This is a genomic window from Anabaena sp. PCC 7938, from assembly GCF_049315035.1.
GTDB classification, from domain to species: domain Bacteria; phylum Cyanobacteriota; class Cyanobacteriia; order Cyanobacteriales; family Nostocaceae; genus Anabaena; species Anabaena cylindrica.
This window is the reverse complement of record NZ_CP186034.1, coordinates 774,913-795,201: the sequence shown is the minus strand read 5'-3', so window position 1 is coordinate 795,201 and position 20,289 is coordinate 774,913. Positions and strand designations below refer to the sequence as shown.

The 20,289-nt window shown below is 40.0% G+C and carries 17 protein-coding genes and 1 pseudogene; 10 read left to right on the top strand and 8 right to left on the bottom strand.

Features of this window, described 5'->3' with window-relative positions; genetic code table 11:
- Positions 1-278: 278 nt before the first annotated feature.
- Positions 279-698 carry a hypothetical protein gene (locus ACOWPH_RS03860; protein WP_311381358.1) on the top strand — a complete coding sequence of 140 codons (420 nt, stop codon included), beginning with the start codon at positions 279-281 and terminating at the stop codon, positions 696-698.
- Positions 699-821: 123 nt separating this feature from the next.
- Here ACOWPH_RS03860 and ACOWPH_RS03855 read toward each other — a convergent pair whose 3' ends face one another.
- The 4 genes from ACOWPH_RS03855 to pruA form a co-directional block, all read right to left on the bottom strand.
- Positions 822-1,331, bottom strand: coding sequence for a hypothetical protein (locus tag ACOWPH_RS03855; RefSeq protein ID WP_015214082.1), 510 nt, complete (start codon positions 1,329-1,331; stop codon positions 822-824).
- Positions 1,321-1,530, bottom strand: a complete 210-nt coding sequence (locus ACOWPH_RS03850) for a hypothetical protein (RefSeq protein ID WP_015214081.1) — start codon at positions 1,528-1,530, stop codon at positions 1,321-1,323. The genes ACOWPH_RS03855 and ACOWPH_RS03850 overlap by 11 nt, the downstream gene beginning before the upstream one ends.
- Before the next feature lie 122 nt (positions 1,531-1,652).
- The gene (locus ACOWPH_RS03845; protein ID WP_015214080.1) at positions 1,653-1,886 is read right to left on the bottom strand and encodes a hypothetical protein; all 234 of its coding nucleotides are present in this window, start codon (positions 1,884-1,886) and stop codon (positions 1,653-1,655) included.
- An 80-nt stretch (positions 1,887-1,966) separates the two neighbouring features.
- Positions 1,967-4,939 carry an L-glutamate gamma-semialdehyde dehydrogenase gene (pruA, locus tag ACOWPH_RS03840; RefSeq protein ID WP_015214079.1) on the bottom strand — a complete coding sequence of 991 codons (2,973 nt, stop codon included), beginning with the start codon at positions 4,937-4,939 and terminating at the stop codon, positions 1,967-1,969.
- Positions 4,940-5,251: 312 nt separating this feature from the next.
- Here pruA and ACOWPH_RS03835 point away from each other — a divergent pair, with 312 nt between their 5' ends.
- The 5 genes from ACOWPH_RS03835 to ACOWPH_RS03815 all read left to right on the top strand — a co-directional run bounded on the left by ACOWPH_RS03835 (position 5,252) and on the right by ACOWPH_RS03815 (position 10,453).
- Positions 5,252-6,280: a molybdopterin-dependent oxidoreductase gene (locus ACOWPH_RS03835; RefSeq protein WP_015214078.1), complete on the top strand. Its 1,029-nt coding sequence runs from the start codon at positions 5,252-5,254 to the stop codon at positions 6,278-6,280.
- Positions 6,277-7,749: an adenylate/guanylate cyclase domain-containing protein gene (locus ACOWPH_RS03830; RefSeq protein ID WP_015214077.1), complete on the top strand. Its 1,473-nt coding sequence runs from the start codon at positions 6,277-6,279 to the stop codon at positions 7,747-7,749. Before ACOWPH_RS03835 ends, ACOWPH_RS03830 begins: the two co-directional genes overlap by 4 nt.
- 83 nt (positions 7,750-7,832) lie before the next feature.
- A complete protein-coding gene (locus tag ACOWPH_RS03825) occupies positions 7,833-8,039 on the top strand; it encodes a hypothetical protein (RefSeq protein ID WP_015214076.1) in 207 nt (68 codons plus the stop codon).
- Between the two features lie 408 nt (positions 8,040-8,447).
- Positions 8,448-9,476 (top strand): phosphoribosylformylglycinamidine cyclo-ligase, encoded by a 1,029-nt coding sequence (gene purM, locus ACOWPH_RS03820; protein ID WP_015214075.1) that lies wholly within the window; start codon positions 8,448-8,450, stop codon positions 9,474-9,476.
- A gap of 290 nt (positions 9,477-9,766) precedes the next feature.
- Positions 9,767-10,453, top strand: a complete 687-nt coding sequence (locus ACOWPH_RS03815; protein ID WP_015214074.1) for a PHP domain-containing protein — start codon at positions 9,767-9,769, stop codon at positions 10,451-10,453.
- Positions 10,454-10,520: 67 nt separating this feature from the next.
- On the opposite strand, the gene ACOWPH_RS03810 is transcribed toward ACOWPH_RS03815, so the two are convergent.
- Both ACOWPH_RS03810 and ACOWPH_RS03805 read right to left on the bottom strand, forming a co-directional pair.
- Entirely contained in the window at positions 10,521-11,057 is a 537-nt protein-coding gene (locus ACOWPH_RS03810) for a retropepsin-like aspartic protease family protein (protein WP_015214073.1), read from the bottom strand.
- 154 nt (positions 11,058-11,211) lie between these two features.
- Positions 11,212-11,325 (bottom strand): annotated as a pseudogene (locus tag ACOWPH_RS03805) (NAD(P)H-quinone oxidoreductase subunit I); the annotation flags it as partial.
- An 813-nt stretch (positions 11,326-12,138) separates the two neighbouring features.
- Here ACOWPH_RS03805 and glf point away from each other — a divergent pair.
- From glf to galE, 4 genes are all read left to right on the top strand, one after another.
- Complete coding sequence (gene glf / locus ACOWPH_RS03800) at positions 12,139-14,589, top strand: UDP-galactopyranose mutase (RefSeq protein ID WP_015214072.1); 2,451 nt, start codon at positions 12,139-12,141, stop codon at positions 14,587-14,589.
- Positions 14,590-14,686: 97 nt separating this feature from the next.
- The gene (locus ACOWPH_RS03795; protein WP_015214071.1) at positions 14,687-16,048 is read left to right on the top strand and encodes a family 1 glycosylhydrolase; all 1,362 of its coding nucleotides are present in this window, start codon (positions 14,687-14,689) and stop codon (positions 16,046-16,048) included.
- Positions 16,008-16,916 (top strand): SDR family oxidoreductase, encoded by a 909-nt coding sequence (locus ACOWPH_RS03790; RefSeq protein WP_015214070.1) that lies wholly within the window; start codon positions 16,008-16,010, stop codon positions 16,914-16,916. The genes ACOWPH_RS03795 and ACOWPH_RS03790 overlap by 41 nt, the downstream gene beginning before the upstream one ends.
- Positions 16,917-16,957: 41 nt before the next feature.
- Positions 16,958-17,944, top strand: coding sequence for a UDP-glucose 4-epimerase GalE (galE, locus tag ACOWPH_RS03785; RefSeq protein ID WP_015214069.1), 987 nt, complete (start codon positions 16,958-16,960; stop codon positions 17,942-17,944).
- 53 nt (positions 17,945-17,997) lie between these two features.
- Here the strand turns inward: galE and ACOWPH_RS03780 are convergent, their stop codons facing one another.
- Both ACOWPH_RS03780 and ACOWPH_RS03775 read right to left on the bottom strand, forming a co-directional pair.
- A complete protein-coding gene (locus ACOWPH_RS03780; RefSeq protein WP_015214068.1) occupies positions 17,998-18,999 on the bottom strand; it encodes a glycoside hydrolase family 43 protein in 1,002 nt (333 codons plus the stop codon).
- A 260-nt stretch (positions 19,000-19,259) separates the two neighbouring features.
- Entirely contained in the window at positions 19,260-20,069 is an 810-nt protein-coding gene (locus ACOWPH_RS03775; RefSeq protein ID WP_015214067.1) for a phytanoyl-CoA dioxygenase family protein, read from the bottom strand.
- Between the last annotated feature and the right edge of the window lie 220 nt (positions 20,070-20,289).

Here is a 20,289-nt window from a genome sequence, read left to right as displayed (position 1 = left end):
TACTTATTTATGATTAGTAATTTGTTAGGAGTGAATTAACAACAGAAATGGAATCTGAAAATTTCTAAATATAAGGAGATAGTATGACTAAACAAAAAATCCTTCAAGAAGGACAATCTTACACTTTTCGCTCATATTTTTAACTGCCTTATGACCCAGAAGAAATATTAGCAGAATTAGGTTATTTATTTGCTAAACAATCTCTAAATTTACCTCATACACCCAACCCTTTAGAAAAAATTAGCGCACTCAAACATAAAATTACATCCTTTTTACCATTGGTAAGTTTAAACAATGAAACTGCTAGAAGGGAAACCTTAGTTTCACCTTTATTGTTAGAAGTAATCACTCATTGTCAATGTCAGTTAAAAATTGAATATGCAGTTAATGTAAATAATTGGTTAAAAGGGAATTTAGATTATTTATTGCGTTCTCACCAAAGCTTACTAGTAATTGTAGCCAAGAATGATGATTTAACGAGAGGATTTACTCAACTTGCAGTGGAATTAATTGCTTTATCGGAAATTGAAGAAAATAAAGCTGTATTTTATGGTTCGGTTACTACCGGAGAAATTTGGCGGTTTGGTAAACTAGATCGTCAACAAAAACAAATTACCCAAGATATGACCCTTTTTAGAATACCTAATGATATAGAAGAAATAGATCATATATTAATTGGAATTTTGGAAACTGAATAATTATCAATTTAGTAATTCAAAAGGTTCAAAGTTGGGGTAAAAAATTGGGAGAGAGTAGTAGATACTTTTCAATCATTTTGGAATCTATTAAAGATGTATGAACACATTATCAGGATATCCAGATTAATAACGTTCATGAATTGATTTGCATTCCCAAAACATTCCAGGACCAACGGTCAAAATTTGTTCATTAGGCATCAACAATTCCCAATAAGCAAGCCCAGAATCATCCTCTAAATCCGGTTTTAAAACCAGTTGGTAATTACCTTCAAAGGATAAAATTAGTTTAAAATTCTTATTAGTATCAATTACAAAATCAGTTAGTTTTTTGTTTTCCAATAGAAGACGCAACCTTCTTTTTGTAACAACACCTATAGGATGTTTGAAATATGAATTAAAGAGCATGGGATGTACTTTTCTTAAATAAACAGGTGTTGCTCTGGTGCTAAGTTGCCAAGTTCCTTTGCGTAAATGTCTTAATTTAGGATGATTATAGGGAATCATTTCACCAAAATGTAACCGTAGTTCATCACCATAACTAAATGTAATTTGATGGCAAGTTTCACCAATAATTGGTTGAATAATTTGATTCAGATTTGCTATTGAATTAGCAAGAGATGTCTTAGGAGTCATAATTAATATCCTCTAAAAATTCTTTAGCTTTTTGACGGAGTTCGGGATAAGTAAAATCACCTCTATCGTTTAAAGTTCCACCATAACCATTTCTTTTTTCTTCCTCTATAAATTCACCAAAATCATATCTTAATTCGTCTGACATCCGAAATTCTCTAGCAATTGCATCAACCTGTTTAAGATCATCTTTTTTACCCATAAATATAGAGAAACCCTGATTTTATATTTTAACATCAAAATATCATAATTTGTCAGAATCAGGATTTCTAGGATTTAATGATTTTCAGAATGGGAATATTATATATAGGATATTTATTATTTTTAATCTTCATTCCATTCAGGATCTTGATCATCACAGTTCAAATTATCTTGCTTTGCCTTAATACGGTCGTATATAGAAATAACCGTAGTTTCCGATACTTCTTTTCCAAATAAATCTATAGCTATCCTTTGGGCTATCTCTAGAGTATCATTTACATAAACAGAAGCCTCTACAATATCTGACGGTACATTATCAGAGTGTAAACTTAAAAAATCATCAAATTTATTAGACATTTTATGACTGTTACTGATTTTTTTGACTGAAAATATTGTGAATTTGTCAACAGTTATTTGTTAACTGTTGACAATATATATTACTCAGCACCCTCAATAGGTGCAAAACCTTGACGCTGAATGTTTTCTGTCACCGTTTTTGGTTCTAGGAATTGCAAAAGATAATCAGGCCCTCCAGCTTTAGAACCTACACCAGAAAGCTTAAACCCACCAAAAGGTTGACGGGCGACAATTGCCCCGGTAATATTCCTGTTAATGTATAAATTCCCAACTTCAAAATCTGCTTGCGCTTGTTCAATGTGGGAAGGTGTACGAGAATAAAGTCCACCAGTTAAAGCGTAATTTGTTCCGTTAGCAACTTCCAAAGCTTCTGCAAAATCTTTAACTCGAATTACCGCTAACACAGGGCCGAAGATTTCCTGTTGTGCGATTATCCCATTTGCAGGTACTTCCGAAAAAATCACGGGACCGATAAAATAACCTTGAGTTGGTACGGGTAACTCCAAAGCGACTTTTGCTTCTTCTTTTCCTTTTTGAATGTACTCCAAAATGCGATCGCGTGAATTAGCATCAATCACAGGGCCAACTTGGGTACTTGGTAATTCCGTTTCCCCGATATTCAAAGATTTCGTCGCTTCTACCAACCTTTCGACAAAAGCATCATAAATCGGTTCGAGAACAATTACCCGTGAACAAGCAGAACATTTTTGACCACTATAACCAAAAGCCGATTGCACAACTCCGACAACAGCCTGGTCTAAATCAGCACTTTCATCCACAATAATTGCGTTTTTCCCACCCATCTCCGCAATTACCTTTTTCATGTGCTTTTGACCAGGTTTGAGAATTGCAGCTTCTGCGTAAATTCTACACCCTACTTCTTGAGAACCAGTAAAAGCAATTACATGGGTGTCAGGATGATTGACCAAATAAGCACCGACTTGAGAACCCTTACCGGGGACGTATTGAAAAACACCTTTTGGTATTCCGGCTTCAATTAAAATTTCTGTAAATTTAGCAGTAATTACAGAAGAAGTTTCCGCAGGTTTGAGCAAAGTGCAGTTTCCTGAAACCAAAGCAGCAACAGTCATCCCGCAAGCAATAGCCAAAGGGAAATTCCAGGGAGAAATCACAACAGCTATGCCTTTAGGCTGGTAAATATAACGATTATTTTCTCCCGAAACGTCATAAATTACACCTTTATCAAGCTGTTCCATTTCATCAGCGTAATAAAGACAAAAATCAATCGCTTCCGAAACTTCCGCGTCTGCTTCCTTAACAGGTTTTCCTACTTCTAAAACTATCCAAGCAGAAAGTTCAGCGCGTCTTTCCTCCATTAACTCCCCAGCTTTCCGCAAAATATCAGCACGTTGTTTAACTGGGGTTTTCTTCCAAGCAGGAAAAGCAGCTTTAGCAAATTTCATTGCTTCCTCAGCTTGTTCAACGCTGAGAAGTCCGATTTTTCCCACAACTTGACTGAAATTAGAAGGATTAAGAGAATCAACAAAGGTGGTTGTATTTACATATTCCCCATTAATCAAAGGTAAATAAGTTTTACCAAGTTGCTGACGGACATTTTTAAAAGCTTGATTTGACTTTCTTCTTTTTTCCTCTTCAGCAAAATCCGTATCTGCTACACCGAAGAACCCCTCCTCAGTCCCCCCCGCAAGCGAGGGTGAAGCTGGAATTGGTGCAGCTAGTAGTTCTTCAACGGGACGATTTTCTAAGTTTTGGCGTAAAAAGGAGCTATTTGCGGTATTTTCCAATAATCGCCGGATTAAATAAGCCATTCCGGGGAGAAGTTCACCATAGGGACAATAAACCCGCACACGATAACCTTTATCTACCAAAGCTTTGGCTATTTTATCACCCATGCCGTAAAGCACTTGCATTTCAAACCGACGACGAGGGACTTGGAGAGTTTCTGCTATGGCTATGGCGCGAGATTGCGATCGCACATTATGACTTCCTATGGCAGAATACACATACTCATGATTTTCTAGCAATATCTGCGTAATTGTCTCAAAATTCGCATCTGTAGCCGCTTTATCATTATAAACAGGTTGCGGCCAATGCTTTTGAGCAGCTTTGATAGTTTCCTGATCCCAATAAGCACCTTTAACCAAACGAACAGTTAGAGGATAACCCCGTTGTTTTAACCAAGCAATAATATCTCTAGCATCTTGTTCACTATCGCGCAGATATGCCTGAATAGTCATGCCAATATCAGTACGTTGGCGAAATTCCTCTTCTAGCAAAAGTTTTTTGAGAATATTGAAAGTAATATCCTTATACGCATACTGTTCCATATCAAAATGGACGGCTGCACCCAACTCTTTTGCCCGACGTAGTAAAATACGAATGCGATCGCTCACCCGTTCCTCACTACCTTGAGCATCCAAAGGATCAAACTGAGAATAAAACGCCGTTAACTTCACAGAAACCTGAACTTTCGGAATATTCTCACCCTCAGCTTCATCAATAGCCGGAATTTTCGTCCATTTTTGCGAAGCCTCCACCAATTGCTGCATCAACTCCAAGTATCTTTCTAAATAAGACTGCGCTTCTGTTTCCGTAATTACCGCTTCACCAAGTAAATCAATAGTGAAAGCCATCTTTTCCTTTCGCAGTCTCTCAACAGTTTTAATGACTTGTTTAATATTTTCCCCAGAAATATACTTATGTGCCAGAGTTTCCACAGCAGTTCCCACAGTTGTCGCTGCTACCTGTCCCGGCATAGAATCAGGATTAGCAAAATTGAGCATCCCTTTCAAAGCTGCGGGTAATTCTACAGACTCATCTCCCAAATATTCTTGTAAATGAGACGCAATTTCTGATTTACTATGTAAAGCGGGTAAAGTATCAATAAAGCGAAAAAGCTGCACCCGTAACCCAGGATTACTCATAGCCCAGTCGAGTAATTTATCATCCCAACGCATTTGATCCCGTAAAGCAGCCAAAAAAGAGCGATTTTCTTGGGTAGCTGCAAGAACTTGTTTAGCAATTTCTTGGGTTTTTGCTTCGTAAGTGCTGTTTTGTATTTGTAATACCACTGAAATTGAACTCCTTAATTTAAGATTATCTATGGAAGCCTGTGATAGGGAACAGGGTGCAGGGGGCAAGGGGCAGGGTGCAGGGTGCAGAAGAAAAATATATACTTTCCCAATCACCAATTACCAATCACCAATCACCAATCACCAATCACCAATTACCCATTCCCTATTGTGACGTTTTCATCATTTAGTAGCCACAAAGGTCACATTTTTGTGGAGAATCTCTAATCATCGTGTAAAAATGTATTACAGTGCTGCCCCTAAAGTAGCCAACCCCAGTTTACAAACCTTCTTGAAGTAGTAGTTTTAGATGTGGTTGTATTGAATGTCTGGAAAAACTTGGCCTTAGCATCTTTAGGGATAGCTACAATCTGCTTGGTAGGTTGCACAAAAAAGCCGACAGATCAACAATTGGAAGTATGGCGTAAAGAAGCAGTTACGCGCAATAGGCAAATTCTGGCAGATAACGACAAAAACAATCAGCAGCGTCAGTGGAATTTAGTTATTCAGGGTGAAACAACGACTGGTAAACCTGTAACCCTAAATTGGCAGCAGATACAAGATTTAGCTCAAGCCAATGTCAATACAGTTGATGCAAATAACATCGTTAACCCAAGTCAGGTATTTAATTTTCGTGGCATAGCTATAAACACACTGTTACAAAAGTTTGGTATTCAACCAGGAGTAACTGAAGTAACTTTTGTCTCTTACGACGCTTATCAAGTCACAATCAAAATAGAAGACTTGCTGACTTACCCAATCATTTTAGCACTTACCAGAAATAATCAACAAATTCAGCGTAGTCAAGGAGGCCCGATTTATTTAGTCTTTCCTTATACCCAGCATCAGGAACTCAAACAAAAATATGATGAAGGTATGTGGGCATTTTACGTCACCGATATCATAGTTGGTACAGAAAAAGCCCTAGTGCGAGTGGGTCAGCGTGAATTTAATTTAGCAGATCTTGACAAATTACCTCAAGTTACCCTGACACAAAAAGTTGGTTATCGAGTCTGGTGGCCAAGTAACAAGGTTCAAATACAGGGTGTCAGAGTGCGCGATGTTTTGTCCTTAGCTGGTGTTAACTTAACCCCAAAGGGATCTGTGGTTATAAGTGGTAAACCAGCAGTTTACCGTAAAACAACAGAAGCAATAAATTTAACCGCTGAAGAAGTCCGCAACTGTGATATTCTCTTAGCTACCAGATGGGATAACGACAAAAAACCAATTTCATCGAAAATGGGTGGCCCAGTGACTCTAGCTTTCGGTAATAACTGTCAAGCAGAAACCAAGCAACTCAAATGGGTGACTTTTGTAGAAGAGTTGACTGTAAAGCCATGAAATTTTTCGCCTTACGTTCTTCAATTCGTACCCAGATCATGGCTTCTACCACCCTCCTGATTCTGGCTTTGATTGGTGCGATCGTTACGGTTTGGGCAAAAAGTGAAAGTACTCTTTACCACCAAGAAAAATTAAATGATGCTAAAATTCTATCTAAGGTATTAAGTTCTACCTATGCCAACGAGGTATCGGAGGAAAACTGGAGTCAAATTCGTTTAAATATAGATTTGCTGTTGAGAGAAAATGAAGATTTTCTCTATGCCTTAGTATCTGATTCCAATCAAAAAAATCAGATTGCTGCGTCTTCTCCTGACGAATTTCAAAACAATTATATCCCTGATATTGTATCCCTCAGTGTCACCAATGCTGCCATAAATTCCTCCGAAAAAACTCACGTTGTTGAAACATTTATTCTCCGAGATATTTATTTTGCTGATAAATTACGGGCTAAACGTGGTGAAAAAGTGATGGAGGTATCATCAGATATTCAAACACTATCTGGTAGAAAACTTGGCAAATTAAGAATAGGTATATCCTTACGAAAAGTCAATCTTGCTGTTACCAATGCAGTCAATCAGGCTTTGGTAGTAGGTTTTGCTGGACTAAACATAGGCTGGATATGTGCGTATTTCTTAGCACAGCATTTAAGTGATCCGGTACGCCGTTTACAAATTAGTGTTGCTAAAATCGCAGGTGGAGATTTACAACATCGCGCAGATATTCATTCTCGTGCAGATGAAATTGGCGCTTTGGCAACTTCAGTAAATGAAATGTCTGCTGCATTGCAGATATCATTTAACAAGTTGAAAAAAACTTTAGATTCTTTTGAGAGATTTGTTCCCAATAAGTTTATCTCAGTTATTGCTCCCCAAGGCATAGAAAACATTGAAGTAGGTGCAGCTTCAACAAGGAGAATGACGATTTTATTCTGTGATATTCGCGGTTATACCTCAATGTCTGAAGCAATGGAACCTATAGAAATCTTTAGGTTTTTGAATGACTATTTGGCTTGTATGGGAAAAGCCATAGATGAAGCAGGGGGATTTATTGATAAATATATTGGTGATGCTATTATGGCGCTATTTGACGATGGAAATACAGACTGCGCTTTACACGCCGCAATTTTAATGCAACAAGCTTTAGATAAGTTTAATGATGAGCGAAGTATGCAAACAGGAAAAACTGGTTTACCAAGAATTAGTGTTGGCATTGGTATTCATCGTGGTACAGTAGTTATGGGTACAGTAGGCTTTACTTCCCGCATAGATTCTACTGTTATCGGTGATGCAGTTAATGTTGCCTCCCGAATTGAGGGGCTAACTAAGCAATATGGATGTAATATTCTCATCACCGAGTCAGTAGTGAGAAACTTATCTTGTCCTGAATCTTTTTCTCTGAGACTAATAGATAAATCAGTGAAAGTCAAAGGCAAAGATGAAGCAATATCTATTTATGAAGTAAAAGCATAATTTGGTAAAAATTCGGGAGTCAGGAGTATCATTATTTACATAATTTTAAATTCGTAATTAAACGCACAAGAAACTAAAATTTTATGGATAGTACAAAACTAGCAAAATATCTAGAAGCCACAGGGGGCATTTCTAAACCTTGGTTATTGGTTCAATTAAGGCTACAAAAACTAAAAGAACGGCGAGATACAATATCAACACAGGTTTATGAGCAAGAATTAGCCGATATTCTCCAAGATTTGATGAATTTGGGCGAATGGTGGCTCGGAATTGAAGATCAGGTATTTTAGGGAATAGGTGACAGGTGACAGGTGACAGGGTAAATGATGGAGATGAGGAAGTGAATAACCCAATTACCAATTACCAATAACTCTTAGTCCAAATCGAAAAAAGTCTTGATCTGTAGGTTGAGTTGTTCGCGTCAGCGTTGCGGAGCAATGGGACGTATCCCTGCGGGACACTGCGTGAACACGTAGTGTGCCGGAGGTATAACCCAACAAATGCGTCGGGTTGCGCTGTCGCTTAACCCAACCTACAAAAAATGGACAAGGTATTGAGTAATACTTCCTTTTTTTCTAGTTTCTTATTGCTTTTTCTCCTGAACTCCTGAACTCCTGAACTCCTTCTTCTATTAGTGCCTAAATTGTGTCATGATGATAGTCTATGTGTGTCGCAGATTGAGAACGGTGTAATTAGGCATGGATTATCGGGATGCAGGCGTTGATGTTGAAGCGGGTAGAGCTTTTGTAGATCAAATTCGTAATTTGGTTCATAGCACCTTTAGACCGGAAGTAATTGGGGGATTAGGTGGCTTTGGTGGCTGTTTTCAACTCCCTACAGGTTACAAGGAACCCGTTTTGGTGTCTGGGACAGATGGTGTCGGTACAAAGCTAAAAATAGCCCAAATTCTCAACCGCCATGATACCGTAGGGATTGATTTGGTGGGGATGTGTGTGAATGATGTGCTGACATCGGGAGCCGAACCACTGTTTTTTTTAGATTATGTAGCAACGGGTAAGCTAGACAAAGAGCAGTTAACTCAGGTGGTAGCGGGGATAGCTACTGGTTGTAAATTGGCGGGTTCTGCTTTGTTGGGCGGCGAAACAGCCGAAATGCCAGGTTTTTACCAAGTTGGTGAATATGACTTGGCTGGTTTCTGTGTGGGAATTGTAGAAAAAAGCCGGATGCTAGATGGTTCTCAAGTGCAAGTTGGGGATGTGGCTATAGGTTTAGCTAGTACTGGGGTTCATAGTAATGGTTTGAGTTTGGTCAGAAAAATTGTCAGCAATGGGGGCTTTTCTTGGAATGACAACCCAGATTTATTCAATGGGGAAACTATCGGTGGGACTTTCCTCACACCTACCCGAATTTATGTTAAACCTGTTTTAGCGGCGTTGAAAGCTGGGTTAGAAGTTCACGCTATGGCTCACATCACTGGTGGGGGTTTGCCGGAAAATTTACCTAGATGTCTGGGAACAGGACAAGCAATCAAAATTAATCCCAATAGTTGGACTATTCCCTCTATGTTTCAGTGGTTAGCTGAGGCTGGCTCTGTAAGCGATGAAGCTATGTATAATACATTTAATATGGGGATTGGATTTGTGGTGATACTACCACCTCACCAAGTGGAACAAGCAATTAACCATTTTCAATCGCAGGATATTCCCGCTTATGCAATTGGTGAAGTTGTGACTGGTACAGGGGAATTGGTAATGGGTGATTGGTAATGGGTGATTGGTCATTACCAGCCTAAACAGATATAACAGGTATCTAAAACGAATAGAATATCAGTATTTATCAAAACTTACGCAAATTTTTAGACTGTCTTTATAGAAGTAATCAAAAATACTCATGACCATGAGCGTTGAGATTTGCTAACGTAGTCTTAACAAATCTCAAAAATTAATTACTGTAGCAGATAAAGTAGCTGCCGACACTAGTGTATATTGATTTTTCATTTATTCAGTGTGGCGTGTTGGTTTCTTAAAAAATTGCATATTGTTGTTCAGAGGGGGTTATGGTTGTAAATTTTGTCCAGACTACTGCTTCCACAGAACTTTTAAGACAAGTATTCCAGAGCATTGATGCCGAAAGTTGTCCTAGTTTATTTAATTTTCATATGCACACGGTCAACTCGGATGGCAGATTGCAGCCAAGTGGATTGATGGAGCAAGCGATCGCAATTGGGCTAAAAGGATTAGCGATTACTGACCATCATACTATTGCTGGCTATCAAGCCGCACAGGCTTGGTTAGAAGATTGGAAGTGGGGTCATCCCGATGCACATACTCCTCATCTGTGGAGTGGTGTAGAAATCAATGCCAATTTGTTGGATATAGAAGTTCACATTTTGGCTTATGCTTTTGATCCAGAAAGCTCTAGTCTCAATCCTTATTTGCAAAAAAAAGCAACTACAGGTAAACAATATCAAGCAGCTAATGTGATATCTGCTATTCATGATGCTGGTGGACTAGCTGTACTTGCTCATCCAGCCAGGTACAAGCGATCGCACTTTGACTTGATTCCCGCTGCTGTGGAAGATGGAATTGACGGTGTTGAAGCTTTCTATGCTTACAACAATCCCACTCCTTGGAAACCCAGTCCTGTTGTATCAGAAGAAGTGCAACTTTTAGCTGAAGAATTTGGGTTATTTAATACCTGTGGTACTGATACTCATGGTTTAAATTTGCTGCAACGTTTGTAAAGCTGAACTAATGTTTTTTATACTCCTGGTTAATTTAGCCAGGGGGTAATTACTACCCATGATTGTGCTAACGCTGATGAAATTCAACTTGTTTTTCTAAGATTTTGACATCATATTTCCCAAAAAAATCATGTCCCAGCAGCCCAATCATCGCTTTGGGTGCGATCGCAACTCTGGCATTATTAACAACAGCACCACTAACAGCAATTGTTGAGATATTACCAGTTTTGAACTCAACTATACTACCATCGGCAATACTCGCTTTTACAGTTCCTGAAGGTTGAATTTTCAGGGCTGTAGCCATTCCTTGAGTAATCAAAATACCACTCGCACCAGTATCAACAACCATTTCAAAGACTTGATTACCGTTAAAATTAACATCTATAATTGGAGTCTGTCCGCTACGACGCTTAATTGGAACTCGAAAAACCTTGGGAGTTGATGGTGGTGATGTCATCCCGCAGAGTTGTCCAAGACTAACAGTTTTACCCGATGATGTCACCATAAAACAACCACCAGGATCATTGGCTTTGGCTACAGATGTTACTGTTAAAAACATCATCCCAGATACAGCAGCAATCCCTATCCTTTGCACAGCTTTCATTATTTGTAGTTGCCCTAAATTGCTCGAAAATCCTCTAAATCTAGAATAATCGAAAATATTGATTATACATACAGCAAAATCTCTTAATTTTAGTAAAAATTCAGAAAATCACCGAGCTATGATTAAGCGTGGCACTGGAATTTTCTCTTAATTCTCAGTCATTAGCATTTTTGCTAACTTCTACAGCTTGCTCTAAAATTTCCGCAGGATCTAAACTGCCTTTAGGTAAGTACACTAATTCTCGTAAAGGTGTCACCATTGGGTCATCTTATTGGCCCTTGGCGTTCCCGAAGGGTAGACCACTAAATCGTAGATTTAGTGGGGGGTTTTAAACCCGGTTATTCATCCGCAGTACGCAATAGTTTTATCCTGATTATCTTGGTGGTTTTATTTGTGGCTGCAATTTACTATGGAATTATTAATCCATAGGAGATTTATGGGGTTTAGATAAACTAGATAGTGAATATTTTTCCGGAAAAATCTCCACAATGGGTTGAATTTAGTTTTTTTTCATTTATCTGAAAATAGCTGTATTTTTCAGATAAATGAAACAATCTGTATCTCAAAATTAAACCGGGTGTATTGAAAAGAATAAGTTTCTTTAACTTTAATTTCATTCCTAAGCGCGATATACAAAATTACCCCTCCCCAATCCTCTTCTTACCAAAGGGAGGATGCGCGATAGCGCGGGTGGGTTATATTTCATGAGCTTGGGAATTGCTATATTAGGAATTCCTCTGACATTTTTGTAATTTTCCTCCTCTAATCACAAGGGAATAGAGGTTTTTTTGCAGGAAAATCATATTTTTTATTTCTTCTTGCTTTGGTAATTTCTGAATTTATTTTTTATGAAGCTGGGGATATATTTATTTATCTTCCTGGGTAGAGGTGGAAATCACAGTCAGTATTTATAATTAGAAACTAATACGGAATCCAAAATTAAGGATTAAGAACCCAATACTCAAGATTATTATTACAGGTTTTGGTTAAATCTGGAAACCAACCATTAATTTTGGAGGTGACTTGTTGATTTTTTTTGGCAACTCACTAGTCCTATTTGTAATACATTGAATTAAAATTTATGCCCAGTGAAAAAGCTCAACGTAAAAAGAACGGTGCTAGTCGTATTGCGTCTTCAAAGCTGAGTGAAACCAAGCAATCTGAGCTAGGTGTATCATCATTGAATTTATCCTCATTAAATAAACATCGTCACACAACAGAAACTATCACAGATACGGCGGATATAGTCTGTTTATCTCACTTGCGATGGCATTTCGTTTATCAAAGACCGCAACATCTTCTCAGTCGCTGTGTTAAGGGAAAGCGGGTATTTTTTATTGAAGAACCAATTTTTAATCAGGAAAATTTGCGGCAATTGGAAATTAGCCAAGATGCCAGCGGAGTTGTGGTTGTTGTTCCCCATTTACCAGAAGGTTTAAGTGAAGAATCTGTCAACGCAAATTTGCAAATTCTAATTGATGGTTTTTTGGCAGAACATAACATCCACAAGTATATTTGTTGGTATTATACACCAATGGCGATCGCATTTACACGGCACTGGCAACCCCAGGCTGTAGTATATGATTGCATGGATGAATTATCTGGATTCCAAGGAGCGCCACCAACTTTAAAAAATTACGAAGCTGAATTATTTCGTCGTGCAGACTTAGTTTTTACGGGGGGACAAAGCCTTTACGAAAATAAAGTTAACCAGCATCCAAATGTCTATGCTTTTCCTAGTAGTGTAGATATAACCCATTTTGGAGAAGCCAGAAACCTGGAGACAGAACCAGCAGATCAAGCGCATATTCCCCATCCCCGTCTGGGCTTCTTTGGTGTAATTGATGAACGGATGGATATTGAACTGCTTCAAGGTATTGCTGATGCGCGTCCTGACTGGCATTTAGTCATGGTTGGCCCGGTTGTAAAAATTGATCCAGCAATGCTGCCACAATCCGAGAATATCCATTATCTCGGTGTTAAAACCTATCAACAGCTACCTGAATATTTAGCAGGATGGGATTTAGCAATGTTGCCATTTGCCCGCAATGAAGCAACACGCTTTATTAGTCCCACTAAAACTCCTGAATATCTTGCAGCCGGCAAACCTGTGGTATCTACCAGTATTCGGGACGTGGTGCGTCCCTATGGAGAATCAAAACTGGTACGCATTGCAGACACAGTTTCTGATTTCATCACCGCTGCTGAAAAAGCAATGCAGGAAGATACTCCAAAATCGGGGTGGTTGAGTCGAGTAGATGCCTTTTTAGAGCAGATTTCTTGGGATCGGACTTGGGCATCAATGATAAAATTGATCGATTCGGCGATCGCTACCAGCACTCCGCGAAGCGCAATCGCTACCCGTGATGCAGAGGAGAAAAATAATCTTGGTGCGATCGCTAAAAAACAAGCACCGAATATCATTACTAGAGACTTTGTTTTTGATTACCTGATTGTTGGTGCAGGCTTTTCTGGTAGCGTCATTGCTGAACGTTTGGCAACTCAGTTAGGAAAGAAAGTGCTGGTTGTCGATAAGCGTAATCACATTGGGGGAAATGCCTACGATCATTACAATGATCATGGTATTCTCGTCCATAAATACGGCCCCCACATTTTTCACACCAATTCCCGCGAAATCTTTGAATACCTCTCACGCTTTACTCAGTGGCGTTCTTATGAACATCGTGTCCTGGCTAGTGTAGATGGTCAATTAGTTCCCATACCTATTAACCTTGACACCATCAACACGCTCTATGGTATGGATCTTAATTCTTTTGAGGTCGAAGATTTTTTCAAAGCACTGGCTGAACCAAAAGAATATATTTACACATCAGAAGATGTAGTGGTCAGCAAAGTCGGACGAGTATTATATGAAAAATTCTTTCGCGGTTACACGCGCAAGCAATGGGGACTTGATCCCTCAGAACTTGATAAATCAGTAATTGCTCGTATTCCCACACGCAACAACCGCGACAATCGTTATTTTACTGATACTTACCAATCGATGCCATTGCATGGCTTTACCCGGTTGTTTGAGAATATGTTAAATCACCCAAATATTAAGGTGATGCTCAATACTGATTACCAGGAAATTGAAAAAGCCATTCCTTGTCGGGAAATGGTTTACACAGGCCCTGTGGACGATTTCTTTGATTACCGCTATGGAAAGTTACCTTATCGTTCTCTTGATTTTCAGCACGAAACCCATAACATCCCAGTATTTCAGCCTGTACCAGTGATCAACTATCCCAATGAACACCTTTATACTCGTGTTACAGAGTTTAAATATCTGACTGGTCAGGAACACGCTAAAACTAGCATCGTTTACGAATTTCCCAAAGCTGAGGGCGACCCTTATTACCCTGTACCACGTCCTGAGAATCAAGAGATTTACAAGAAATACAAGGCGTTAGCAGATGCCACACCGGAGGTATATTTTGTGGGACGGTTGGCAACCTACAAGTATTACAACATGGATCAATGTGTAGGGCAAGCGCTGTCTGTCTACAAGCAAATCGCCGTCAAGGTTTGAGTTGTGAATGACATAATATGACACCAATATATAACGTCTCTGCATTCTCGCGTTTGCCTGTTGTTTCGACAGAAAACATCGTTTTAAGTGGCAAATTATGACTTCTATTTTCAACTCGAAACTCAAAACCCAATTTCCTTTAGAAATTTGGGCTGGTGTGGAGTGTACAGTCAATCGTGTGGGTGAGGAGTATTTTGACCAATTAGAGCGCAACGGTCATGCAGGGCGTTTGGATGATCTAGAGTTATTTGCCCAACTGAGTATCAGGAGAATACGCTACCCCGTGCTGTGGGAAAAAGTAGCACCCAATGGATTAGAAAATGCTGATTGGTCATGGACAGATGAGCGGTTGAGGAGATTACGGGAACTTGGTATTAGTCCGATTGTGGGATTAGTACATCATGGCAGTGGACCGCGTAACACTAGTTTGGTAGATCCAGAATTTCCCCAGAAATTAGCTGAGTTTGCCCGTGCGGTAGCAGAGCGCTATCCTTGGGTAACGCATTACACTCCTATAAATGAACCTTTGACGACTGCACGATTTAGTGGAATGTATGGTCATTGGTATCCTCACGGACGGGATAATTTAACTTTTGCTCGTGCTTTGTTGGGGGAATGTTGTGCGATCGCTCTTTCCATGAAGGCAATTCGAGAAGTTAACCCCAATGCACAACTGGTGCAAACAGAAGATTTGGGTAAAACTTACAGTACAGCAAAGCTAGTATATCAATCAGGACTGGAAAACGAACGTCGGTGGTTGAGCTTTGATTTATTGTGTGGTTACGTTACTCCAACTCATCCCATGTGGGGTTACTTATGCTACTGTGGCATCAGCGCGGCGGAACTGGAAGAAGCTTGCCAAAATACTTGTTGTCCACCTGACATTATCGGCATTAACCATTACCTTACGAGCGATCGCTTTTTGGATGAGCATACAGAAAATTATCCAGCTTGGACACATGGTGGAAATGGTCGGGATAAATATGCAGATGTTGAAGCTGTGAGAGTTTGTGCTGAAGGTGTGACAGATCCATACACACTGCTTAAAGAAACATGGGAACGTTATCGACTGCCTCTTGCTGTGACGGAAGTTCACCTTAGTTGCACCCGTGAGGAGCAATTGCGGTGGTTTTATGAGGTGTGGAATGCTGCACAGAAATTACAAAATGAAAGTGTAGATATTCGTGCTGTCACGGCTTGGGCGCTTTTAGGTAGCTACGATTGGAATAGTTTAGTAACTCGCTCAGTCGGCTACTATGAATCAGGTGTATTTGATTTGCGTTCTCCTCAACCAAGAGAAACTGCGATCGCTAAATTAATTCGTGATTTAGCTACTGGTAATCAACCCAATCATCCATTACTTGATACACCAGGATGGTGGCATCGACCAGAGCGTTTGGTCTACCCAACCGTTAGTTGTGAGCATAGCAGAGGGGCAGAGGGGCGGAGGAGAATTTGATTCTAACGTCTCCCCTGCTTCTCCTCGCCCTCTAGTCATAGTCGGAGCTAGAGGAACATTAGGCAAAGCTTTTGCTCGGTTGTGTGAAGTGCGGGGTATCATATACCGCCTACTGACCCGACAAGAAATGGATATTACCAATTCGGACTCAGTCCATGCTGTGCTGTCCGAGTTGCAGCCCTGGGCAGTTGTTAACGCTGCTGGATATGTGCGAGTAGACGATGCGGAGCGAGAACCCCAGATTTGCCTAAAAATCAACGCTGAAGGGGCAGAGATATTAGCTACTGCTTGCGCTCAACATCAGGCAGCCTTGTTAATGTTTTCTTCTGATTTAGTCTTCAATGGTGCTGTAAATAACCCTTATGTAGAAACTGATACCGTTGCTCCGCTCAATGTCTATGGTTGCAGCAAAGTTTTGGCAGAAAAGCTGGTCTTGACGGCTTATCCGGCATCGCTAGTGATTCGCACCAGTGCATTCTTCGGCCCGTGGGATGACTACAACTTTGTTACGATTGCCTTACGTCAACTCAGTGCTGGAAATACTTTTATTGCTGCTGAGGATACCATAGTTTCACCTACATACATACCCGATCTTGTCCATACTAGTCTCGATTTATTAATTGATGGCGAAAGTGGTTTGTGGCACTTAACTAACAAAAGTGCGTCCGCAGGCATCACCTGGGCTGACTTAGCAAGGGTAGCGGCAAAACAAGCTGGTGTCAGCGTCAGCAATTTGATTACTCTGCCTATGCAAGAAATTGGTTTAGCTGCTCCCCGTCCGACTTATAGCGTTCTTGGTAGCGATCGCGGTGAATTAATGCCTTGTCTTGATAGCGCCATTTCGCGCTATATGGATAATAGAGGCTAGTAAATTCATCTTCATACTCTCTAAATCCCCAGTCCCTAATTATGTCAACAATTTTAGTCACAGGGGGAGCAGGATATATTGGCTCCCATGCAGTATTAGCTCTTAAAAACGCAGGTTATGACGTTATTATTCTAGATAATCTGTCAAATGGGCATCGAGAAATTGTAGAACAGGCTTTGCAAGTAAAACTAATTGTTGGTGATATGAGCGATCGCTCTCTTCTCGACAGCATCTTTTCTACACATAACATAGCGGCAGTAATGCACTTTGCTGCTTACATTGCTGTAGGTGAATCTGTTACTGACCCAGCCAAATATTACCGTAATAATGTTGTCGGTACTTTGACGCTGCTAGAAGCAATGTTGGCTGCATCCATTAATAAATTTATCTTTTCTTCTACCTGCGCTCTTTATGGTGTCCCTCAGTTTATTCCTCTGACCGAAGACCATCCTCAAAACCCCATTAGTCCCTATGCAACTAGCAAGTGGATGGTAGAAAGAATTTTGTCAGATTTTGATACCGCCTATAATCTCAAATCTGTAAGCTTCCGCTATTTTAACGCCGCAGGTGCTGACCCCAATGGATTGCTGGGTGAAGACCACATCCCCGAAACTCACCTCATCCCACTAGTATTACTGACTGCTTTAGGCAAGAGGGAATCCATATTTATTTTCGGCACAGATTATCCTACTCCAGATGGTACTTGTATCCGAGATTATATTCATATCAATGACTTGGCACAAGCTCATATTTTGGGTTTGCAATATTTACTAGATGAGGGAGAAAGTGAGGTATTTAATCTAGGAAATGGCCATGGTTTTTCAGTCAGAGAAGTGATAGAAACTGCCAAGCAAGTAACAGGTAAAGAAATCAAAATTATAGAGCGCGAACGCCGACCAGGCGACCCACCAATTTTAGTTGGTAGTAGTGATAAAGTACGTACAAAATTGGGTTGGCATCCTCAACACCCAAAATTGAATGAAATTATTACCCACGCTTGGCAATGGCATCAACAGCGACATCAGTAAATAGGTAGGCGTTAAAAAATGTCGTTGGTACTACGGTTGTTTCAGTACCAAGATTATTCGCTAGTAATAGTCTGCGTTGTCCAGGTAGGGCCTTGGCAACGTGGCCCTTCTGGTGTCCAGATCAGTTTATCTAAACAAATTTGTCGTTTATCCATATTATTCGTCCAAGCATGGTAGACAATATATTCAGTGTTACTGTCTGGAGCCAGAACTATAGAGTTATGTCCCGGCCCTCTGACAAAATCAGGAACAGACTTTAGCACCCGTGGCCCGGTTTCGTTACCAGCATCAGAATAAAGCCCCATGACATTGTCAGCAACTCCATAATCTACACCATAGTTTTCAGTTTCCCAGCGTCCACCACTATAAAAACAGTAGTATTTACCTTCATGCTTACGAACACAGGGGCCTTCTAACGTATGCCAATCATAGAATTCACCATACATCAACCGATTGGTTAAAAACCGTTGCCAAGGCGATCGCGCACGCAAGACAATTTTCTCAACACCAGCCAGCTTTGTCATGTTTTCGAGTCGGTCTACAGCGATAGCAGTTCCAGCCTGCACACCTCCCTCTGTATCTAGAAAATCGCGGGCATAAAACAAATACCACTGTCCATCCTCATCGCGGAACGGATGAGGATCAATCGCAAAAGAGCAGGTATTCAGATCTGTAAGTGGTTCATCAACATCCTCATAAAGACCCATTGGACTATCACTTTGGGCAACCCGCAATTGATGATTTTTGTCCTCATGTCCCACCGAATAATAGAGGTAAAACTTACCATCACAGTAAGCAACTTCTGGAGCCCAAAAATTATTTCCCAAAGCAGGATCTGGACGCGGTAGTGCGTTACCAACATAATCCCAATTCACAAAATCGGAGGATCGTAACAGAGGAAAAATTCGCTGTTGGTTAGTAGATTCAGATATTCCATCTACTATTCCTGCTGCCTCTGCTGCACCAGTTCCAATTGCATAGTATACCCCCAGGTGTTGCCAAACAAAAGGGTCAGCAAAATAGCCTTTGTAGACTGGATTGATATAAGTTAGCATTTTGATCAAACTCGTAAGTTAAGAGAAATGATTTTTGAAAAATTTTAAGTAATGTAGGTTGGGTTGACGCAAGGAAACCCAACATTATCAATTTTTCTTAGGTTAACTCAGCCTACTTTTTTAACTGAACCTTATTGATTTAAAAACCCTTGAATCTTTAATTGTGTAATCAACTTTTTTGTTGGGTTGCGCTATCGCTTAACCCAACCTACTTTTTTAACTGAACTTTATTGATTTAAAAACCCTTGTTTTCCGTTTTCTTAGTATTTGAAATTTATGTAAGTTTCAACTTTTTCTGTTGGTAGTTGTTCCACGACTTCACACCGCAACATTTGTTGTAACTCTTCCGGTAGGCTTTCATAATAGTCTCGTTGCAGAGTCAAATCTACCTTTGGGGTGTGTACCCAGTGCATAGCATAGCCCATCACTACCATAGGTCTTGGCTCGTTTGTCTGATTTGGTGAACCTCGGTGTAGTGCTAAAGGCGATCGCACAATTACATCACCAGGCTGCATATAGAAAGATTCCATCGGAATTTCACCTGTGGCAATCTTTTTTAGTCCCACCTCACGTGGTAAAACATGAGTGCCACGCGCCATTTGAAATGGTCCATTCTCTGATGTTACTTCCACAAGTGGGAAGTTAACTGCTAGAGCATAGAGTGGGGTTACTATCTCGTCACAGAACAGAGGACGAAAATCTCTATGTATTTCCTGATAATCTGAACCCTGAAACGGCACATCAACACCTAACTGAACCATCACGTATTCTTGGAAAAATACCCGCTTCAGGATACCCATAATCACCGGGTTGGCGAAAACATTTGGATTAGCAAATGGCCTAACCCAAGGCAATGTAAGATAGTAGCGGGAAATTTCACGGGGAGCTAACCCACCTGGTTGATTTTGACGTTCTGCAAATAAATTTTTAAAAGCTTCTGCCCACTCCTTAATCAATTTTTTATCAAAAAGACCGCGAATCATACAAATTCCGTCTCTATTCAATTCTTCTGCCAATTTATCTACATCATTAGCAGTATGGTGAGTTGCTGCGTCTATATTTTGAAGCATATGTTTTGTTTTCTCCAATTACTGATGATTAGAGTTAGATTTATCTCATCTGCCAACAATATATTTTTATCACTGTTAATCGATGCCGATAATATCGCACTATCCCTAAAAATTGCCTGTTAATTTTTGTTTGGCGGCAGTTATCAAATTTTGAATGGTGAATCGGTATGGTGTGAAAGTGAAAATTTAACTCATTTTTTTATAGCTTAAATGGTAAAGA